This window comes from Saprospiraceae bacterium, from assembly GCA_016716185.1.
Classification (GTDB): domain Bacteria; phylum Bacteroidota; class Bacteroidia; order Chitinophagales; family Saprospiraceae; genus Vicinibacter.
The window spans coordinates 274429-295314 of sequence record JADJWV010000002.1; the positions used below are offsets into that span (position 1 = coordinate 274429).

Here is a 20886-nt window from a genome sequence, read left to right on the forward strand (position 1 = left end):
GGGCGAAACATATAGAAGTGTATGCGGAATTCTTTGGGGTGTATGATGATCTGAATCTTAGCAAAATAAACAACTGCGATAGGTTTAAAAAATGATGATCGTTGTTGAATAAAAACATCGCCACATTGAAGCAGGCCTTGCAGAACTGTTCAATGAATTCAATATCTTGCATCCTGATTTCAGAATACCCATGTTTAACTATCTCGACGAACTCAATGAAGTCCAACGCCAGGCAGTAACACAGATCGACGGACCGGTTATGGTCATAGCTGGTCCTGGTTCAGGAAAAACCAGGGTGCTGACTTTCAGATTGGCTTATCTGATTGAACAAGGCATTCCTCCGCATCAAATTCTCGCGCTCACCTTTACCAACAAAGCGGCCAAAGAAATGACAGAGCGGATTAGCCATTTGGCAGGAACTGCTGTTAAAAAAGTCTGGTGTGGCACTTTTCACTCGATTTTTGCAAGGATCCTGAGGGTTGAGGCTTCAAAAATTGGCTATCCACCAAACTTTTCGATCTACGATACCGACGATACGAGAAGCGTGGTTGCAGAAATCATCAAAGAACTCGATCTGAACCCCAAGAGCTACAATGCAAATACCATCAGGACCAGGATCTCATCCGCCAAGTCCAATCTTATTACTCCGGTCATGTATGAGAAGAATGGTGAATTGCGCGATCAGGATCGGGAAAACAACATGCCTGAAACCTGGGTGATTTATAGAAAATATGTTCTGAAATGTACACAGGCGGGCGCTATGGATTTTGACGATCTTCTGTTGCAGTTGTATCGATTGTTTCAGGAGAATCCTGAAAATGTATTGGAAAAATACCGGAAATTTTTCAGATACATTTTAGTCGATGAATTTCAGGATACCAATTACCTGCAGTATGCCATTATAAAGAAATTAGTGGTTTACGAAAACAGCCCCAGGAATATTTGCATTGTTGGTGATGATGCCCAAAGTATTTATTCCTTCAGAGGGGCCACGATTAAAAATATACTGGACTTTAAAAAAGATTTCCCGGAGACAAAAATTTTCAAACTCGAACAAAATTACCGGAGTACACCGCATATTGTCCAGGCCGCAAACGATGTGATTACCAGGAATGCAAATCAGATCCAAAAAGAAATCTGGACAGAAAAGGAAAGCGGCAATAAAATAAAACTGGTCAAGTGCACTACTGATATTGAAGAAGGCAGGAAAACAGCGGATTACATACTCGAGTTAAAAAACCGGTACCATCTTAAAAATAACAGTATAGCTATTTTGTACCGCACAAATGCGCAATCGAGGATTTTTGAAGAACAACTCAGAAGATACAACATCCCATATAAAATTTATGGTGGGATGTCGTTTTACCAACGCAAGGAAATCAAGGATTTTATTGCTTATTTGAGGCTGGTTGTGAACCCTCTCGATGCGGAAGCTTTCAAAAGAGTGATCAATTATCCTAAAAGGGGACTGGGCAACACAACTCTGGATAAGCTTTTGCAATTTGCAAATGAAAAGCCATGCAGCTTGTGGGATGCAGTCGATGAATTGGATGTTTCGGCAAAAACCAAACAAACACTCCGGCAATTTAAATTGCAAATACTTGAGGCACAGTCATACGCCAGAAATGCCGATGCTTATCAGACGGCTTTGTACATTTTTAAAATTTCAGGCCTTTCTTCGGAACTGAAATCTGATATGAGCAATGAGGGTATGCAGCGACTTGAAAATGTCATGTCCTTACTGGATGGTATCAAATCATTTACTGAACAGGACGAACTTGAAGAACAAACCGGAGAAAATCATAATCTGGCTTCCTTTCTGCAGTCTATTTCGCTGATCTCCGATCTTGATGAACATTCAGAAGAGAACGACTACATCACCCTGATGTCTGTGCACTCGGCTAAAGGGCTGGAATTCGATGCGGTCCTCGTTGTCGGACTGGAAGAAAATTTATTTCCCAGTTATATGTCCATGAAAGATCAGGACCAGATCGACGAAGAGCGCAGGTTGTTTTATGTAGCCATTACGCGTGCCCGGCATCATTTGGTTTTGAGTTATGCTCAAAACCGCTATTTATTTGGCAATTTAAGAATTTGCGCCCCAAGCAGATTTATTGAGGAAATTGATCCAGAAAGATTGGAAATGGATAAATCGGTAAAAGGAGTATTTGACCTGACCAGTGAAACAAATACGTTCAGACAGAAATGGGTAGCAACCAAACCAAAATTTTCGCAGGAAATCATGGGTAATTTTATTCCCAGTCCTTCAGAAACAATTCAATCAGGAATGGTGGTGTTACATCAAAAATTCGGCCGCGGCAAAATTATCCAAATTGAAGGAAGCAGAGACAATAGAGTGGCAACCATACTTTTTCAGGAAATCGACAACCCGCAGCGCAAGATCATATTAAAGTACGCTAAGCTACTGATTGTTCCGTGAAACGGTAGACCTTGTTTTTGAATATTTTCACTTTCAATGTAAATGAAAGTTCGACACATCACTCTTAGTTTCGGGAATTAAATTAGTTTATTAAATGTTCATGATGTTTTTTGCAGCAAAGAAATTGCTTAAAGGCTCTCTCGTACATAAACTTACCAGTTTTGACATTCTTTGAACTTTCCACCTTGCTCTGTTGATATTTCACCCCATCGGTGCTGGATTTAGAGCAAGTTTATGTTCCTAAAAGCGTTATGCCATTCTCCATTCTCCATTCTCTATTCTTTATTCTTCCTTCTCTACAAATAACTCAACCACCACTTATCCCTGTTGTTCGATTTATATCGATCATACCAATGGCAGATAGGATATAAAAGCATTAAAACAAAAATCCAAACCCCATAAACACCCAGTAAAGACAATCCTTCTCCGGGAACTACAAACAGAAATGGCAATTTTTGTGCCCCATCAATTGCTTCCTGGAAACTGTGCCCTCTTATAAAAAAGGAAATCACCGCCAATCCATGGATAATGTAGATATGAATGATGTAATAAAAAAATGCAGTCCTTCCAAAGATGCTCAGATTCCGGGTCAATGCGTTGTCTGTTTTTTCAACTGCAGCCAGAGCGATCAATGTGGGTCCGATCATGATACACAAATACAACAAACTGGGTGGGTATTTGTCGACATGCAGAAAGGATAGAAAAGTTAACCATCCATTCGATTGAACTTGCCAATCTACAGGGTCGCCGTATATATTGGTGAATCTTAATAAGGCAAAAAACAACAATAAACCAAGGCCTGCATTGATTAAAATTTTATTCCTGCGAGTCTCTGAAAATTCCGGATGAAATAATTTTCCGGCAGCATATCCCAATAACATCAATCCTGTCCAGGCGACAAACGGGTAAACGAGCAAAGCAAAATGCCCCGATGCAAAGGCATATGTTTTAAAATGGCCACTATGGAAGAAATCCCACCAAAAATTTGGGGTAAAGCCAGGTCTGGCTTCAATAAAGTCGAGCAAATTGTGGAAAAGAACAATGGTCAGTCCCAAGCCAAACAATAGAGCCATCGGTACTTTAAATCGTATACACAATCCAAGAATGACCATACTTATTCCAAGAGTCCAGATCACCTGAAATGGAATAAGATTGTAAAACGGATTGAAAGTCCAGGCCAGCGATATGATGAAAAATTCAGCAAATATCAACCAAAGCCCTCGTTTGATGACAAATGCCGATAATTCCAATTCAGTTTTTCTCAAACTTTGAAGGTAGATGGATACTCCAGATAAAAACACGAATACCGGAGCACAAAAATGAGTGATCCATCTTGTAAAATAGAGAGCAGTTGTAGTGGTTTGCAGATTCAGGGGATCATCTGTAAATGCTTCAATATGAAAATAATCGCGAACGTGGTCCAATGCCATGATGACCATGGCCAGGCCTCGCAATATGTCGATGGATTGGATCCTCTTTCGGGTAATCGATTCAGCGTTTGACATATAAATAAAATAACAGATTAAACTTGTCTCCAAAAGTAACAAATTAAATTACAAACCAACTATAAATGGCATAACGCTCATGGGGCACAACAATTTACTTTTCATAAATGGCCGGTCTGGTGGCTAAATTCTTTTTCAAAAATTGTTTTTCGAATGGAGATCCCGAAAATCTAAAATGATTCGGCAAGCTAAACTTTACTTGTGCAAGAACCCCAAACAGACGTTAGTATTTCTTCGGGGACAGGATTCAGGAAATATTATATGCAGTACAAGATTTCAATACCTCAAAAAAATTATGTTAATATTTTAAGCATTCTTAAAATGGAAGGGTGCCATTGGATTTTTTTTGCATCTTTGATATCTTATATTGACCATATGAATGTAAAAAAACCGGGTACCATTGAGAAATTTCTAAGCATCGTTGAACGTATTGGAAACGCCCTGCCACATCCTGCAACTTTATTCGCCATATTGGCTTTTATAGTGCTGCTCCTCAGCGGGATTTTGCATTGGATCGGTCTATCAGTGCTTCATCCGGGTACAGGTTCAGTAGTTAATGTGGTGAATCTTTTTTCAGTCGAAGGATTTCATAAAATCATTACTAACCTCATAACCAATTTTACTGGTTTTGCACCATTGGGCACTGTTTTGGTTGCTTTGTTAGGAATTGGGATTGCCGAAGGATTGGGATTGATAAGTGCAGGCTTAAGGCTTGTGGTATTAAAGTCTCCTCCAAGATTATTGACAGCCGTCATCGTTTTTTGCGGCGTAATAAGCAATACTGCCAGTGAAGTCGGTTACGTGCTCTTGGTGCCTTTGTCGGCAATTATTTTTCATGCCGTTGGAAGGCACCCGCTTGCCGGATTAGCCGCAGCCTTTGCAGGTGTTTCAGGAGGCTACAGTGCCAATCTCCTGTTGGGCACAGTTGATCCTTTGCTTGCCGGTTTGTCTCAGGAAGCTGCAAGAATTATTCAACCGGATTACACGGTCAACCCCATGTGTAATTATTACTTTATGGTTGCGTCCACTTTTCTTTTGACAATATTAGGGACTTGGGTGACTGAGAGAATCGTTGAACCCAGATTGGGGAAATACGACGGAGATGCACAAGCAGAAGAAATAAAACCTTTAAATCCGGACGAAAAACGTGGTTTAAAATTTACATTATTGGCGCTGATTTTATTTTCTGCATTTATAGTTGGTGGTTTATTGCCGGAGCATGGATATCTGAGAAATCCGGAGACGGGAGAAATTTTAAAGTCACCGTTTATGTCCGGAATAGTGGCCCTGCTTTTCTTTGGTGCGGCACTTTTAGGCATTGCTTATGGCATTGGCGCAAAGGTCATTAAATCAGATGCTGATGTGATGAAAGGGATGGCTAAAAGTATGGAAACGTTGGGTTCATACATCGTGCTGGTGTTTTTTGCAGCGCAGTTTGTTGCTTTTTTTAATTGGTCGAATATTGGCGTGGTCATTGCGGTAAAAGGAGCAGAATTGTTAAAAGCATCCGGATTTGGTCCAATCCCCCTCATGATCACTTTCATTGTTGTTTCTTCCATGATCAATCTGATCATGGGTAGTGCTTCGGCAAAATGGGCAATCATGGCGCCTGTATTTATTCCGATGTTCATGCTGTTGGGTTATTCTCCGGAATTTACTCAGGTAGCTTACAGGATTGGCGACAGCGTAACCAACATCATATCGCCAATGATGTCTTATTTTGCCCTGATTGTTGCTTTTATTCAACGATATCAAAAACAAGCCGGAATCGGCACTGTGGTGGCCACTATGTTGCCATATTCAGTTGTATTTCTGATTGGGTGGATCTTATTTTTCATCATCTGGATACTTCTCGAAATCCCAATTGGTCCGGGAGCTTCCATGTATTTGAATAAATAATGAATATTATTAGAGTAAATTTTTTCAACAGAAGGAGATCTCCGGAATATTTTAAAAACAATGTAAATACAATCAATTTTCGAGCTTATCGTTTAATTGCACTGTGAAATTATATTCTGGATCGGGGCGCTGGAAGTCAATTTTAATTGTCATTGGCCTGGCTTTTGTACTCATGCCTTTGTTTTATTCCAATTATCTCGGTAATAAGCTGGCAGATCTCGAGCTTAAGAAAATCGAATTGTTTGAAAGAACTTTGGCCGAAATCACTAATACTTCCAACCTGGATGCAAGCGAAGATGTAAGTTACGAACTGGAAATGCTTCATACCATTATTGAAGACCTCCAATTGATAGTTATCAACAGAAATCAAAATATAGATCTTTACAACTATCCTGAAAAAACCGATACCCTCAAGGAATTGAATCAGTTGCGGGCTAATGGTCCCTCTCCGCTGATCTCTGACGATTACACCATTTATTATAAATATCCATTTACACTGACCCTGCTTCGTTATTTTCCTCTTGTCCAGTTTTTATTGTTGATGTTGTACGCAGCTTTTGGCTACGCAGTTTTCAATGCGAGCCGGAGAGAAGAACAAAACCGGGTCTGGGTGGGTATGGCTAAAGAAACTGCACACCAACTGGGTACCCCGATTTCAGGAATGATTGGATGGCTCGAAGCTTTAAATATGAATCTGCCCGATGAAGAGTCTAAAAACATTCTTTCAGAAATGAATAAAGATGTTGAAAAGCTTCAATTGGTTGCAGACCGGTTTTCAAAAATTGGTTCGACACCTGAATTGGAAACTTTTGAATTGGATAAATTGCTTTGGGAAAGTATACATTATATTAAAGCAAGGGCTTCCAGGGAAATTGTTTTTTCATTGATGGACAATACCAATGGTCAATGCCATGCTTCTTTGAATGCAAACTTATTTTCCTGGGTTATCGAAAATATTTTGAGGAACTCATTAGATGCCATGGACAGCAAAGGAAATATCAGCGTGTCTATTCACCAGGATGGAAAATGGTTGAGCATCGATATCTCGGATACCGGAAAAGGAATCCGGACCACTAGAAAAAATGAAATTTTTAAACCAGGTTACACTACCAAGAAAAGAGGTTGGGGACTTGGGCTTTCCCTATCAAAGAGGATCATAGAAAATTATCACAATGGAAAAATATATGTAAAAGCCTCAGAACCAGGCAAAGGAACCATAATTTGTATTCAATTGCCAAGAATTTCTTAACAGGGCAAACGATACGTTAATCAACAAGGAGTACATTTACATTTCGTCTTACATTTGCAGACCGTATTAATTTAAACAGCAAACTATGAGCTTTTATGGGAAGATTTCAACCAAGTGCCCTTTAGAGCATTTCGGAATCCGCAACAACAACAATCAATATTGCAATCTGTCCCAGGCTGAATTGATCGAAGAAAGCCTCAAGCGCAAGCTTGGAGAATTAAGTGATCAGGGAGCTTTGTGTATTAAAACCGGAAAATTTACAGGCAGAAGCCCTGACGATAAATTTACTGTCGATGATGCTGTGAGTCATGATTCTGTCGACTGGAATAAATTTAATCAAGCTTTTCCAAAAGATAAATTCAACAAACTATTGGAGAAAGTTTGCAGGTATTTTGATGGCAAAGACATCTTTGTAAAAGATGCTTATGCCTGTGCGGATCCGAGATATCGGATCACCATCCGGGTATTTGCAGAATATCCCTGGAGTGCACAGTTCGCGGGGAATATGTTTATTAGACCAGACGAAACAGAACTTGAAGATTTCGATCCGGAATGGTGTATTTATTGTGCACCTGGATTTCAAGCCGACCCTTCCGAGGATGGAACCCGGCAACAAAACTTCTCAATAATTGATTTTGAATCCAAGAGGATATTAATTGGAGGTTCAGCTTATACAGGTGAGATCAAAAAATCGATTTTTACCATACTTAATTTTGTGCTCCCCTTTCAGAAAAACGTTCTTTCGATGCATTGCTCAGCCAATATCGGTAAGAAAGGAGATACAGCCATCTTCTTCGGACTATCTGGAACCGGAAAAACCACATTGTCTGCAGATCCGGATCGATTTTTAATCGGGGATGACGAACATGCTTGGTCAGATGAAGGTACTTTTAATTTTGAAGGTGGATGTTATGCTAAATGCATAGACCTTACCGAAGAAAAAGAACCAGATATATATCGGGCCATATGTTCAGGAGCCATATTGGAAAATATACAATTTTTTGAAGGAACCAACATTCCCGATTATTCCAACTCTAAAATAACAGAAAATACACGGGTATCTTATCCGATTGAACATATCAGGAATGCCGTAATTCCATCCATTGGAGGCCATCCCAGGAACATCTTCTTTTTAACATGTGATGCTTACGGCATTTTACCGCCTATCAGTAAATTGAATAAGGCTCAGGCAATGTACCACTATATTTCCGGTTATACGGCCAAAGTGGCTGGGACAGAAACCGGAGTAACAGAGCCCAAAGCCACCTTCTCAGCTTGTTTTGGTGCGCCCTTTTTACCCTTGCATCCAACTTTTTATGCAGAAATGCTCGGCCAACGTATTGAAAAATTCAATCCAAATATCTGGCTCGTAAACACGGGTTGGACCGGTGGGGCATATGGTACAGGATCGCGCATTAAACTGCCCTATACGAGAACATTGATCTCAGCCGCACTTAACGGCCAATTAGAGCAAATGGAATTTGCCCGGGATGAGGTTTTCGGATTGGAGTATCCAACTTCTTGCCCTGGAGTTCCCAGCGAAATCCTGAATCCACGAAACACCTGGCCTGATAAAAAATTATACGACCAAAAAGCATTTGCTTTGGCTGAGTTGTTCACCACCAATTTTGAAAAATACGAAAACAAAGCCAGTGAAGCGATCAGGGCTGCAGCTCCTAAACTCGTGACAGGAAGTAGCGTTTAGGTGCCGGTTGATGGCTTATAGATGATGGGTTTGAGTTGACATTTGGTGGAGAAGACTTAAGCACTAAAACCAATTTCAAATACTAACGATTGTTAGTATGCTCTCATTCTATTCATATGTCACCCCTACGGGGCTGGAATTTATGATATTTCCATTCCCTATTAATATGCCACCCCTACGGGGCTGGATTTAGATTAATCTAATATGCCTAAATGCTTTATGCATTCTCTATTTATATGTCGCCCCTACAGGGCTGGAATTTTAATATTTCAATTCCCTATTAATATGCCACCCCTACGGGGCTGGATTTAGATTAATCTAATAAGCCTAAATGCTTTATGCATTCTCTATTTATATGTCGCCCCTACGGGGCTGGAATTTCTATTCTGCATTATCCATTGCTCCTCGCTTTACGCTTATCGCTTTGAGCTTTTCGCTTTAAGCTTCAAGCTCCATAATAATCACTCTGCACTTTGCTCTATTGACATTCCACCCCTACGGGGCTGGATTTTTAATATTTCCATTCCCTATTAATATGCCACCCCTACGGGGCTGGATTTAGATTAATCTAATATGCCTAAATGCTTTATGCATTCTCTATTTATATGTCACCCCTACGGGGCTGGATTTTAATATTTCCATTCCCTATTAATATGCCACCCCTACGGGGCTGGATTTAGATTAATCTAATATGCCTAAATGCTTTATGCATTCTCTATTTATATGTCGCCCCTACGGGGCTGGAATTTTAATATTTCCATTCCCTATTAATATGCCACCCCTACGGGGCTGGATTTAGATTAATCTAATATGCCTAAATGCTTTATGCATTCTCTATTTATATGTCGCCCCTACGGGGCTGGAATCGCAGGGCACCCACCCGCTGGATTTTAATATTTCCATTCCCTATTAATATGCCACCCCTACGGGGCTGGATTTAGATTAATCTAATATGCCTAAATGCTTTATGCATTCTCTATTAATATGTCACCCCTACGGGGCTGGATTTTCTATTCTGCATTATCCATTGCTCCTCGCTTTCTGCTTATCGCTTTGCGCTTTAAGCTTCTTATCCATTCTCTATTTATATGTCGCCCCTACGGGGCTGGATTTTTAATATTTCCATTCTCTCCTCGCTTTCAGCTTTTCGCTTTCAGCTTCTTATCCATTCCCTATTGACATTCCACCCCTACGGGGCTGGATTTAGATCAAATTAATGTTCCTAAAAGCGTCTATTCACTATTCGCTATCCTCTTTTCTCAACCATTCCGCCTTGAGTCTTTTTGTTTTCCAGATCCTTTCTATTCCGGTTTCTCCGGCTTTTTATATTCCGGAAAGTCGATCATGGGCTTTTCTGGTCGAATCGAATCATAAGGGATCGTCAGACTGTCGTATTTTATTTTTTTGGAAAGCACGATGAGTATCGAATCGGCATATTGATCCAGTTGATCCTGGATGTACTTTTCACATTCTAAATTTTTATCTGTGTTGTATTGTGTAAGCAATGCAGAAAGTTTTTCTGCCACTAATTCTTCAGTGAGACTGTCCCGATCTTTACACGAGATCAGGATGCTGAGCATAAACATGACCAAGCATTTTAATTTCATAATCCCTCTTGCAATTTAATAATTTCTGATTTTCGCTGTCCTACAATGGAATCGAGTTTGTACTGAAGCGCTTGTTCCAATTTATACTTGCACAAAGAATCCAGTTTGAGTTCAAGATCGGGTTTTTGTAATTGAAAAATGCTATCGGCCTTGACACGTGATATTTTTTCTATTTCGGTTTTGTCTCCACCACAGGAAATAAAAAGCATAAGACCACTACAAAACCAAAGGAGTAAACACTTCATGAATGAATTCTTTTGCGTAACACAAAACTTTGCCCTAAATAAACTCTTCTTACGGTTTCATTAGCGGCTAATTCTTCAGCAGATCCGGACATGAGTATTTTACCATCCACAATAAGATAGGCCCTGTCTGTTATGGAGAGCGTTTCATGGACATTGTGGTCTGTAATCAGAATTCCAATATTTTTAAGTTTCAGATTGTCGATTATATTTTGAATGTCTTCAACAGCAATTGGATCAATTCCTGCAAAGGGCTCATCCAATAAAATAAATTTCGGATCCGATGCCAATGCTCTTGCAATTTCCGTCCTTCTGCGTTCTCCTCCACTCAACGAGTCGCCAGAATTTTTACGTACTCTGTTCAGGTTAAATTCTCCTAACAAACCTTCCAGTTTGTCTCTCTGTTCTGATTTACTGAGGTCCCGCATTTCAAGAATGGCTTTGATATTATCCTCCACGCTTAGTTTCCTGAATACAGAAGGTTCCTGAGGAAGATAACCCAATCCTTTGCGTGCACGTAGGTACATGGCATCGCGGGTGATCTCCTGATCATCGAGATAAACTGCGCCTGAATTGGGTGTGATAAATCCGACAATCATGTAGAAACTGGTCGTTTTTCCCGCACCATTCGGTCCAAGTAAACCCACGATTTCTCCCTGATTGACTTCGATGGAAACCCCATTGACAACAGTCCTTTGACCGTATATCTTAACCAGCTGATCCGTCCTTAATTTCATTTTATATTTTTATTTTAGCCTTAACTTCCCAATCAGCCCGAAGTTCAGGCAAATTAAAATACCATACGTCCTCTGCTTGCTTTTTATTTTTGAGATCCGATCCATCCCATTGGTTATTCTCATTGACATCGTGGATCACTCTTAACCTGTAGTTTCCGGGAGGCAGGTATTTAAATGTATGTTCGCCACCTGGGGGAAGCAATTGCAAAGGGGTTTCAGAAATTAAAATGTTGTTGCGAAGTAACTGGAAAAGCATTCGTCCGCCAGTTATAAGCGAATCTATTTGCAAATGCAAACTTGAATAGGAATTTAAAGGGGGACTGATGACCCTTAGGGTATCTGGTAAATTAAATTGACCAAAACAATTTTGTATTGCCCCGGCTTTCAATGTAATGGAAGTCTGCTGTCCAACAGGCCAATTGCCATAAATTAAAATTACTCTGGGGTCCGTTGAGTCTTTGTTGATTTTAAAATTTGAATGCAAACTATCGGTGCGAATAAAATCTGCCTCGGTAACTTCACGTACTGGAAATTCGCTTTTCAATTTTAAGGGTTCATCAGGAGCAATAGTAACGTTCGTTAGTTTAAAATGAAAACCCGTATCCTGTTGAGGTCTGATAAAGGGGTGAACAATAAAGGTATCCTTGTAATTCTCTACTTGAATGCTGAATTGCTGGTCTTTCTGAGTATAATTCCAGGCCAAAATACTATCTGCGCTCGAATGTACAATTACACTGTCATTGTCCGTATCCAATGCGATCCGGTCTTCGGATTTGCGCGATAAAACGATGGTGGTCATGCCAGGTTTGAGGATTTTCTCTTTGTGGTTCAATGTATTTTTTTGCAGACTCAGCTTAAGTAATACGTTTGTGACCGGCGCATCCGTTTGTAATTGGATAGGTGTATCCAAAAAGCCTATGGATTCGGTCGGCTGATCGAAATAATTGTTGCTGTTTTTATCAGCAAGAGCGTAGATGGTGTATACACCTGATTTGAGATGCTTTAATTCGAATTGACCGCCATCGTTTGTCCTGCTGAAATAATAGGGCTTACGTGTTCGGAAAACTGAATCTTCAGACTCAAGGTATAGACAAACAAGAATTTGTTTTTGAATTTCTCCGCTAAACGCATCAGTCACGTTACCACTTATACTTAAGGAGTCAATAAAATTTCCTGTGGAAAATACATATTGGATGTTCTGGGCAATATTGCCTTTGGTGATATCCCTGATTGCGGTACCAAGTTGTAGGATGTAAGTTGAATTGGAATCCAGATTTTCTTTTTCATCAAATTTTACAGTGAGCTTTTTACCACTCACTTTTACTTCCAGAGGATATACCGTTGATGGGGCAATCTGGATATTCCCAACAGGATTATCAAGCCGAAACCACTCATCAAATAAAAAGTTGATTTCGCGGCCTTTAAAATTTGTTTGGAGATTAGGACTGGATCCGGATATAACCCATTGTGGCGGGGCAAGATCGTCCGGTCCGCCTGTTATTCCCTGAATATTGGCACAGGAAAACCAACAACTGATAACCATTATACTAAACACTATTCTAATCCAGAACATGCTGCAAAATTAATCATGCAATCCATACATTGGATTGCTGTGCTATTTGGTATTGAACTATTTGTATGATTTCTCGCGAATTGGTTTTATGGATATTGGTATTGATCAAGTTCAACTGTCTTTTGATGGTACTTTATTATACAAATGAGGATGATTTGACAAGATTATTAATATTCAAGTGGTTTTCCTGACAAAAAGTTTTCTACTTCAAATTCCTTTTAATAGGGGAGTTCCAGTCCCTTAATTCGCTTTGATTTCAATGAGGGAAGCCCCAGTGAAAATTAGTTAAACTTTTCTGCCTTTCCAATTTATACTTACGGGAAGACATGAAATCAATCCAATACCGAGGTAATAGAAGTTATGGACGATCCAAACAGGAAGAAACCATTTTTTCCAATGATTTATTTGATACAGTTTAGTAGCATGGAATTGCAATATAAAATCCGAAATACATGGAATAATTAGAGTTGCAGTGGCAAGGATCCAACTCAGGTAAGTATCTGAATACAGGACTAAAGCCAGGCTAATGAACATGCCCGCGCGTTGAATCCATACAAAAGCCGACAAGAAACTTAACTTCAGATTTTTCATTAGTCTCAGTTTTCCAGCCCACCGGAGGCGTTGAGAAATAAGTGCTCTCCAACCCGGCAGAGCATGAGTTTCCACAAGTACATCGCTGCAAGGTGCAAAAGAAATTCCATCGGGATGATTCAACTTTATTTTTTCTATGAGAAAAATATCATCTCCCGAAGCGATTTCATAATTGTTATCGAAAGCACAGGAATGGAGAAATGCATCTTTGCGGTACGCGAGATTCGCGGCATTGCATAAATAATGAGTTCCGGCGTGTATTCCTGCGGCATTGATCAATCCATTACCTGAAAAATCAAGGGCCTGAAAATAATCTAAAAAGGATTGAGGATTATGAATCCCAACAGGACCACTCATCAGTTGAACCTTTGATTGTTCAAAATATGCCAATAGACCGCCCGCCCACTTTTCCTGAACCAGGCAATCGGCATCCGTAGTCAGTATAATTTCACCCTGGGCATGATTTATACCGTAGGCCAGAGCTTTTTTCTTGGAACCTTTGATAGTGGTTCTTTTGTAGACGCCCAGGCGCATGAGTTTAAATTGGGGATGTTCCAGATCTTTCAAAACATCGTAAGTGTCATCCTCTGATTGATCATCAACCACAATGACTTCCGGAGGAATTTGCAAATCCTTTTGCCGCAGGCAGGACTGAACACATGATAATATGTTTTCTTCCTCATTTCTTGCGGGAATGATGATGGAGCAGGTAAGTTTTTGGAATTTTTCCGGACCCGTTTCTTTTAGCAATTTCTTCCAGTGATGAATAAAATAGCCGATAACTGCAGCATATACAGAACTAATTCCTAAAAAAAATATTGAGAAGAACAGCATGCAGACTTATTCGAAAAGGTCGTCGTAACGATGGTCTGTTTCTGCCTTACGCAGCCGATTGGGATTGGATTTGTTCGGTTGGGATTCAACTTCTTCATAACTGGTGTAGGCATCATTGGAGAGGGCTGAATTATGTTCCTGGCTCAATTTTCCAAACTTTTTGAAAATCCATGATTTTAACAAAAGACCAATAAGAACAAAGGGAAGCCCCAGCAGATTGACCAAAGCTCCAGCCAGGCCTGCCAGGATATTATTGGAGATTTGATCTCCAATACTTTTGAAATGAGCCCAAAAGACTTTTCTGTCGAAGATCAGCAATGCAAGTATCAATAATGGAACGATATACCAAAGCATTACGTAAAGCTGGAAAAACAAATAAAACATTAAAGCGATCAGTCCCAGGAAGAGAACACTCCCCAAAAGCCTTTCCCAATAGGACTTTCCGGATGAATAATGATATGTTTTAAATGTGCCCATCTATGCAGCAAATGTAATAAAAATACATTAAAGAAAATAATAATATGAATTAATTAACGAAACCGTAGTTTTATTTAGTTAACGACCGGTTGAAAGTATTTTTCAAACAGCTTTCTATAAAAACCATCGGGTTTTTGAATTAGTTCATCAGATTTTCCAAATTCTTTGATTTCTCCCTGTTCCAATGCCAATATCCAGTTTGCTTTCTGTATGGTCGAAAGTCTGTGCGCGATCACGATGGCACTCCTGCCGCGGATGAGTTTTTCAAGAGCTTGTTGAATTATCGATTCTGTTTCGGTATCCAAAGAGCTGGTGGCTTCATCGAGAATGAGCAGGTCGGGGTCTGTTAATAGCGCTCTGACAAAAGAAATCAATTGTCTTTGTCCGCTGGAAAGATTGATCCCTCTCTCTGAAAGCACATAATCGTAATTGCCGGGTAAAGCCATGATATATGGATGTGCGCCAATTTTCTGACTGGCTTCGACAACTTTTTCAAAAGGGATGTCTTTATTTTTTAATGTTAAATTTTCGAATACGGTTCCCTGAAAGAGGAATAAGTCCTGAAGGACTACGGCTATTTTGCTTCGCAAATAATTCAACTCGTAATCGCGGATATCTCTTCCGTTTATAGTGACACTTCCATGACTCACCTCGTATAAACGATTGATCAGACTGATCAGCGTCGTTTTTCCGGAGCCGGTTGTACCCACCACTGCCATCATTTCGCCCTGTTTAAGTTTAAATGAAATGTCTTTGAGGATGGGACTGTTTTCGTTATAAGCAAAGCTGACCTGTTTAAATTCGAGATCTCCTTTCAGTCCGCCCGCTTGAATTTTCCCGGAATTCTCCTGTGTATCCTGGTTATCCATAAGATCCAGCACCCTCGATGCTGCAAGCAACCCCATTTGCAAGGTATTAAATTTATCGGCCAATGTCCGCACAGGCTGAAACAATCTGGTTAAATACATCGGAAAAGCAACCAGCTGGCCAAGAGTCACAACCCCTTCCAGGACACCCTGCGCACCCCACCAAACCATAAATCCCAGGGAAGCTGCAGAAATGATCTCCACAACAGGAAAAAACACGGCATAATAAAAGATGCCGTCTAGATTAGCCTGGGTGTATGCATGGTTTATGTTTTTAAATTTCTGGAAAACTCGTTGTTCTGCAGTAAAAATTTGTACGGTCTTCATTCCGCTGAGATGTTCTTGCAGAAACGCATTCATGCGTGCAACTTCATTTCTTACACGTTGGAATGATGCCTTGACCTTTTCTTTAAAAATATAACCGGCAACCAACAATAATGGAAAACTTACCAGGCAAATTAAAGTGAGTTTTACACTGGTGTAAAACATCAAAGCCAAAACAGTAACCAACGCCAGGATGTCGGCAATGATAGTTATCAGGCCTTCCGCAAATACAGAATTTACGGTTTCGAGATCATTAATGACACGGGTCGTATTGGTTCCAACAGGGGTGCGGTCAAAATAGCTTAATCTCAGCGATAACAAATGGTTGTATATGCGTTTTCGCAAATCCAGGATGATGTTTTGTCCAAGGATGTTGGTCATCATCGAAAATGCATAGCGGCATAATGATAGAAGAATTAAAACGATCAAATACAAACCAGCCAGGCTTTGCAAACCATCCAGGTCAGCAATGAGAATGTATTCATCGACCATCACATTTACCAAATAAGGCATCCAGGCATTCATTGGTGCCATCAATACAGCCAATATTGCGGAGCCCCACAGAAGCTTGCGGTATGGACTTGTAAATCCGAGTAATCTTTTTAAAACCTGGTAACCCGACACGGCTTAATTGCAAGAGGAAAATGTTTTCAGAGCATTCCTTCATCTGCAAAGCTAAAATATTTATCCTCCGTAACAATAAGATGGTCCAAAACATTCAATTCTAATTGTTGGCCGGCGGATTTCATCTTTCGGGTGAGTTCAATATCCTGCTGACTTGGCTGCAAGGATCCGGATGGGTGGTTGTGAGCCAGTATGAGTCCGGTGCATTTCCAGTCTAAAGCCCTTTGAAATATCAGTCTGGAATCGGCAACGGTGCCCGTGAGTCCACCTTTGCTGAAATTCTCAATAGCGACCAGTTTGTTTGCTCTGCTTAGAAACAAGACCCAGAATTCTTCGTGAACCAAATCTTCAATTTTCGTTTTGACCAACAGATAGGCATCCTTACTGGAAAGCACTTGTTTTTTTTCAAGGGCTTCGGCATGCTGACGCCGACGGCCTAATTCCAAAGCAGCCTCAATGATCATAGATTTGGCAGGTCCCAGCCCATGAATTTTACTCATTTTAAAATGATCCATTTTGCTCAATTCTATCAAATTGGAATTGCAGGTCTGAAGGATAAGCCTGGCCAATTCTAAAGCATCGTATTTCTTCGTCCCTGAACCCAAAAGAATGGCGAGCAGTTCGGCATTGCTCAATGCGGATTTGCCTTTCCGCATCAGTTTTTCACGCGGTCTGTCATCTTCAGCCCAATATTTAATAGGTAAATGTTCAGGGTATTTTTCTGCCATATTGAAAGGTATAGTTTTTTAAAGGCAATAAATGTAAATGGATCTGGGATCAACCTGTAAGTCAGGTAGTGAAAAATTCTTGGAGTATTTATTGAAAAAGGCCTATCGTTGATTGGAGTTGGCAACATTACCTTTTAACCTCATGCGACAACAGTGTTTTTGTATACAACGGCTTGCAGCATCCCGATCATCTTATTAGATTGGTTCTTATGGGAAGTCCGTTACAAATCGTAAGCCCTGGTTTGAAGTCAAAATATATACATTTTGGATCAGGATAAGCAAAATAAAAATGAAATCATCCGCATGAAATCAGGTTTTTTTATCAAACAAACTCAACCCGATCTGTGAAATTCTAAAAAATCAGCTCAAACTCTGTAATGTATTCATTCGATGTTGAAATTTATTTTTCTTGCGGTTGTAAGTCAGATCCAATGGACTCCCCGGGATGATGTGTGACGTCTGTTTAAATTTATGATATTTCAGATGGCTGAACCCAATTTGATCTTATTCAGATAAAATCAGATCTCATGTATTGAAAATGCTATGTTCACCTTAAACAGGATATATTTCACGATAGTATCTGACTCTTATTTTTAATTGGAGCTAAGCAGAATCGGGCTTTGATTTGAAATTGTGCCTTCAAATCATTTATCTTTGTATGATTATTCATGCCAACATCTACAAAACAACATAGTTTCCAGGATTTTCTTAGTTATTTTCCAATAGCAGAATTGCCATGTACACTGCAATACAACGACTTGCATAGTTATACAAAATCCAATGACCCACTTCCGGATAGTCTGCTGGTCCATTATCTTTTTCCTTATCTGGATTTTGAAGTAGATGAATTTACTGAATTTTTACCCTGCTTTCAAATCCAATATCGCGAAAATTGTTTTCAATTGGTGTTTTGGTCCGGGAGACTGATGCATTACTCATTTTACCTGATTACATTTGATCCTTCAGGCAACTTTGTAGCAATGACTGAAATTGCAGGCTTTTATTCTGAGCAGTCTGAAGTGTTTCAAAAAATGGCACATATTAATGAAGATTCTGAGATTTATATCGTAGAGACCAATCTTAGTAACGATGAACACAAAATTGTAACAGATCAAACAAAAAAATGGATGTTGAATATCTTGCCCGATGGCCAAATCCAAAAAATGGAAATTGAAGTTTAATTCATATTTTACCAACCAGTAATCATTCATTTCGGGAAAGAAAGATTTATTAATTATTCAGACTTACTTACCGGAATGGATTTCTTAACACCTCTCCATGAATTTCAAAAAAAAGAAGAAAATAAGTTCTAAAAAATCTACGGGTTCGCCTGCAAATAAGTTGCGTGAAAGCATTCTTGCTTTTTTTTATAAACATCGTACCAAAAAATACACAGCATTTCAAATCCTGAAAAAACTCAAAGCAAAAGATGCAGAACTGCTAATCCGTCAATTGGAGCTGTTGTGTGAGAAAAAAGTATTGTCCAAATCTTCCAGTCAAAAGTATGCGCTGAAAACTTCGGTTGCCGGTTCTTCAAGCTCAAGCCTGAGCGAGGGATATGTGGATTTGGCAAAGGCTGGTTTCGGTTACGTTATTTGCGACAAAGGCACAGGCGATATTTATGTTTCACAAAAAAACCTGCTGGGTGCCGACGATGGAGATTTGGTAAGTGTTGAACTTTTACAAGCAAAAGGGAGAAGGCCCGAAGGTCGTGTGGTTAAAATTTTGCGACGGGCACGAACACAGGTCGTGGGAATTGCGCGGTTTTTCAACCATCATAAGGTTGCTTTTGCCCAAAGTGGCAGAAGGATTTACGAAGTTCTGATTCAAATACCCGAGCATCTCGTCGTGGAAGAATACGACAGGGTGGTTATTCAGATTACCCATTACAAAGAGCGTCCAAAGGATTTACTGAAAGGCGTAGTGATTCAAAATCTGGGCCGCGAATCATCCATCGACGTCGAAATGCAGAGCATACTCGCCGACAAAGGATTTCCACTCGATTGGAATTTGAAAATTCTGGATCAGGTTCAAAAAATATCTACTAAAATTGAATTGTTACCGGGAAGAAGAGACATCAGAGCTTGGGACACATTTACTATTGATCCTTTTGATGCCAAAGACTTTGACGATGCGCTGTCGCTGCAAAAAAACGAAGATGGAATTTGGGAAATAGGTGTGCATATCGCTGATGTCAGCCATTATGTTGAGGAGGGGAGTGCGCTGGACCTCGAAGCGCGCTACAGAGGAAATTCAGTATATCTTGTAGATCGCGTTTTGCCAATGCTGCCGGAAAAACTATCAAACGAATTATGTTCGCTAAGGCCAAACGAAGACAAATATTGCTTTTCAATTGTTTTTTCAATGGACGAAGATTTTAAAATCATCAGACACTGGATCGGCAAAACAATCATTCACTCCAAAAGGCGATTCACTTATGAAGAAGCTCAGGAAATCATAGAAGGAAAAAAAGACAATTGGTCTCAAACCCTGCTTAAATTAAATACCGTTGCAAAGGATTTAAGAAAAAAAAGAATGCAGCAGGGAGCCATTGATTTTGATTCTGAAGAAATAAAATTCAGCCTGGATAAACTTGGATTTCCGGAAAAACTGCTTGTGAAGGAACGCAAAGAGGCAAACATGCTTGTCGAAGAATTCATGCTGCTGGCCAACAAATACGTGGCCGCATACATTTCAAAAAAGCAAAAAAATCAACTACCGATTCCTTTTGTATACAGAATCCACGATAACCCGGATCCCGAGAAACTTGAAATGTTCCAAACTTTTGCAAAAGAACTTGGCATATTGCTCGATTTTAGTACACCAAAACGCATATCCATTTCACTCAACAAACTCAGTGAGCTGGCCTCGAAAGATCCCAAGTTTAAAGTGCTTCAGCCTTTGGCCATCAGGGCGATGGCAAAAGCAGCTTACAGTACCGACAATATCGGACATTATGGTCTTGCCTTTCCGGATTATGCGCATTTTACTTCTCCCATCAGAAGATATGCGGATTTGCTGGTGCATAGGATCCTGTACGCAAATCTGGATGGTGTTTTTAGGGTTGATCCCAAAAATCTCGAAAGAATTTGTCTGCATATTTCCAATCAGGAAAGGAAAGCCATGGAAGCTGAACGCGAGTCAGACCGATATTTCCAGGTGCTTTTTATGAAATCTAAAGTCGGAGAAGAATTTACCGGCAGGGTTGTTGGAATGAGCGAAAGAGGATTATTCATCGAATTGGGTGAGACCAAATGCGAGGGATTTCTGCCTTATGATCAACTTGGAGAAGGAATCGGGCTCCACAGCAGCCGGCTTCATGCTTATTCAGAACAAAGTATCAAAAAATGGACCTTCGGTGATTCTATCCGGGTAAAACTTGAAGATGCAGATCTGGATCAGAAGGAATTGGTGCTTAGCACTTCCGTCTAAAGTTTTGGTTTTCAATTATTTGTCATCTAAATTGGCTGGAATCCCCTTTTTCC

At 40.0% G+C, this 20886-nt stretch carries 15 protein-coding genes; 6 read left to right on the forward strand and 9 right to left on the reverse strand.

All coding sequences use genetic code 11. The features are described from left to right. Positions 1 to 190: 190 nt before the first annotated feature. Positions 191 to 2440 carry a UvrD-helicase domain-containing protein gene (locus tag IPM34_02965; protein ID MBK8954502.1) on the forward strand — a complete coding sequence of 750 codons (2250 nt, stop codon included), beginning with the start codon at positions 191 to 193 and terminating at the stop codon, positions 2438 to 2440. 296 nt (positions 2441 to 2736) lie between these two features. Here IPM34_02965 and IPM34_02970 read toward each other — a convergent pair whose 3' ends face one another. After that, positions 2737 to 3945 carry a DUF1624 domain-containing protein gene (locus IPM34_02970; GenBank protein MBK8954503.1) on the reverse strand — a complete coding sequence of 403 codons (1209 nt, stop codon included), beginning with the start codon at positions 3943 to 3945 and terminating at the stop codon, positions 2737 to 2739. A gap of 375 nt (positions 3946 to 4320) precedes the next feature. Between IPM34_02970 and IPM34_02975 the strand changes: the two genes are divergently transcribed. The 3 genes from IPM34_02975 to pckA all read left to right on the forward strand — a co-directional run bounded on the left by IPM34_02975 (position 4321) and on the right by pckA (position 8798). Then, complete coding sequence (locus IPM34_02975) at positions 4321 to 5844, forward strand: AbgT family transporter (protein ID MBK8954504.1); 1524 nt, start codon at positions 4321 to 4323, stop codon at positions 5842 to 5844. A 103-nt stretch (positions 5845 to 5947) separates the two neighbouring features. Further along, positions 5948 to 7093, forward strand: coding sequence for a HAMP domain-containing histidine kinase (locus tag IPM34_02980; GenBank protein ID MBK8954505.1), 1146 nt, complete (start codon positions 5948 to 5950; stop codon positions 7091 to 7093). An 85-nt stretch (positions 7094 to 7178) separates the two neighbouring features. Next, positions 7179 to 8798, forward strand: a complete 1620-nt coding sequence (gene pckA, locus IPM34_02985) for a phosphoenolpyruvate carboxykinase (ATP) (protein ID MBK8954506.1) — start codon at positions 7179 to 7181, stop codon at positions 8796 to 8798. A 1301-nt stretch (positions 8799 to 10099) separates the two neighbouring features. Here pckA and IPM34_02990 read toward each other — a convergent pair. From IPM34_02990 to radC, 8 genes are all read right to left on the reverse strand, one after another. Continuing rightward, entirely contained in the window at positions 10100 to 10405 is a 306-nt protein-coding gene (locus IPM34_02990) for a hypothetical protein (protein MBK8954507.1), read from the reverse strand. Further along, on the reverse strand, positions 10402 to 10650 hold the full coding sequence (locus IPM34_02995; protein MBK8954508.1) for a hypothetical protein: 249 nt from the start codon (positions 10648 to 10650) through the stop codon (positions 10402 to 10404). Before IPM34_02995 ends, IPM34_02990 begins: the two co-directional genes overlap by 4 nt. Beyond that, positions 10647 to 11384, reverse strand: coding sequence for an LPS export ABC transporter ATP-binding protein (gene lptB / locus IPM34_03000; protein ID MBK8954509.1), 738 nt, complete (start codon positions 11382 to 11384; stop codon positions 10647 to 10649). Before lptB ends, IPM34_02995 begins: the two co-directional genes overlap by 4 nt. 1 nt (position 11385) lies before the next feature. Beyond that, positions 11386 to 12957 (reverse strand): Ig-like domain-containing protein, encoded by a 1572-nt coding sequence (locus tag IPM34_03005; protein MBK8954510.1) that lies wholly within the window; start codon positions 12955 to 12957, stop codon positions 11386 to 11388. Positions 12958 to 13242: 285 nt separating this feature from the next. Beyond that, a complete protein-coding gene (locus tag IPM34_03010) occupies positions 13243 to 14382 on the reverse strand; it encodes a glycosyltransferase (GenBank protein MBK8954511.1) in 1140 nt (379 codons plus the stop codon). Positions 14383 to 14388: 6 nt separating this feature from the next. Beyond that, positions 14389 to 14859 carry a hypothetical protein gene (locus IPM34_03015; GenBank protein ID MBK8954512.1) on the reverse strand — a complete coding sequence of 157 codons (471 nt, stop codon included), beginning with the start codon at positions 14857 to 14859 and terminating at the stop codon, positions 14389 to 14391. Positions 14860 to 14933: 74 nt separating this feature from the next. Further along, positions 14934 to 16583: an ABC transporter ATP-binding protein gene (locus IPM34_03020; protein MBK8954513.1), complete on the reverse strand. Its 1650-nt coding sequence runs from the start codon at positions 16581 to 16583 to the stop codon at positions 14934 to 14936. A 116-nt stretch (positions 16584 to 16699) separates the two neighbouring features. Then, on the reverse strand, positions 16700 to 17401 hold the full coding sequence (gene radC / locus IPM34_03025; GenBank protein MBK8954514.1) for a DNA repair protein RadC: 702 nt from the start codon (positions 17399 to 17401) through the stop codon (positions 16700 to 16702). A 668-nt stretch (positions 17402 to 18069) separates the two neighbouring features. On the opposite strand from radC, the gene IPM34_03030 reads away from it, so the two are divergent. Both IPM34_03030 and rnr read left to right on the forward strand, forming a co-directional pair. Next, positions 18070 to 18582, forward strand: coding sequence for a hypothetical protein (locus tag IPM34_03030; protein MBK8954515.1), 513 nt, complete (start codon positions 18070 to 18072; stop codon positions 18580 to 18582). A 97-nt stretch (positions 18583 to 18679) separates the two neighbouring features. Then, entirely contained in the window at positions 18680 to 20833 is a 2154-nt protein-coding gene (rnr, locus tag IPM34_03035) for a ribonuclease R (GenBank protein ID MBK8954516.1), read from the forward strand. Positions 20834 to 20886 lie beyond the last annotated feature (53 nt).

Bases quoted from the DNA above. Each gene is read 5' to 3' on its own strand.
- IPM34_02965 (MBK8954502.1), top strand. From the start codon at position 191: ATGTTTAACTATCTCGACGAACTCAATGAAGTCCAACGCCAGGCAGTA.
- IPM34_02970 (MBK8954503.1), bottom strand. From the start codon at position 3,945: ATGTCAAACGCTGAATCGATTACCCGAAAGAGGATCCAATCCATCGAC.
- IPM34_02975 (MBK8954504.1), top strand. From the start codon at position 4,321: ATGAATGTAAAAAAACCGGGTACCATTGAGAAATTTCTAAGCATCGTT.
- pckA (MBK8954506.1), top strand. From the start codon at position 7,179: ATGAGCTTTTATGGGAAGATTTCAACCAAGTGCCCTTTAGAGCATTTC.
- IPM34_02990 (MBK8954507.1), bottom strand. From the start codon at position 10,405: ATGAAATTAAAATGCTTGGTCATGTTTATGCTCAGCATCCTGATCTCG.
- IPM34_02995 (MBK8954508.1), bottom strand. From the start codon at position 10,650: ATGAAGTGTTTACTCCTTTGGTTTTGTAGTGGTCTTATGCTTTTTATT.
- lptB (MBK8954509.1), bottom strand. From the start codon at position 11,384: ATGAAATTAAGGACGGATCAGCTGGTTAAGATATACGGTCAAAGGACT.
- IPM34_03005 (MBK8954510.1), bottom strand. From the start codon at position 12,957: ATGTTCTGGATTAGAATAGTGTTTAGTATAATGGTTATCAGTTGTTGG.
- IPM34_03010 (MBK8954511.1), bottom strand. From the start codon at position 14,382: ATGCTGTTCTTCTCAATATTTTTTTTAGGAATTAGTTCTGTATATGCT.
- IPM34_03015 (MBK8954512.1), bottom strand. From the start codon at position 14,859: ATGGGCACATTTAAAACATATCATTATTCATCCGGAAAGTCCTATTGG.
- IPM34_03020 (MBK8954513.1), bottom strand. From the start codon at position 16,583: ATGGCACCAATGAATGCCTGGATGCCTTATTTGGTAAATGTGATGGTC.
- radC (MBK8954514.1), bottom strand. From the start codon at position 17,401: ATGGCAGAAAAATACCCTGAACATTTACCTATTAAATATTGGGCTGAA.
- IPM34_03030 (MBK8954515.1), top strand. From the start codon at position 18,070: ATGCCAACATCTACAAAACAACATAGTTTCCAGGATTTTCTTAGTTAT.
- rnr (MBK8954516.1), top strand. From the start codon at position 18,680: ATGAATTTCAAAAAAAAGAAGAAAATAAGTTCTAAAAAATCTACGGGT.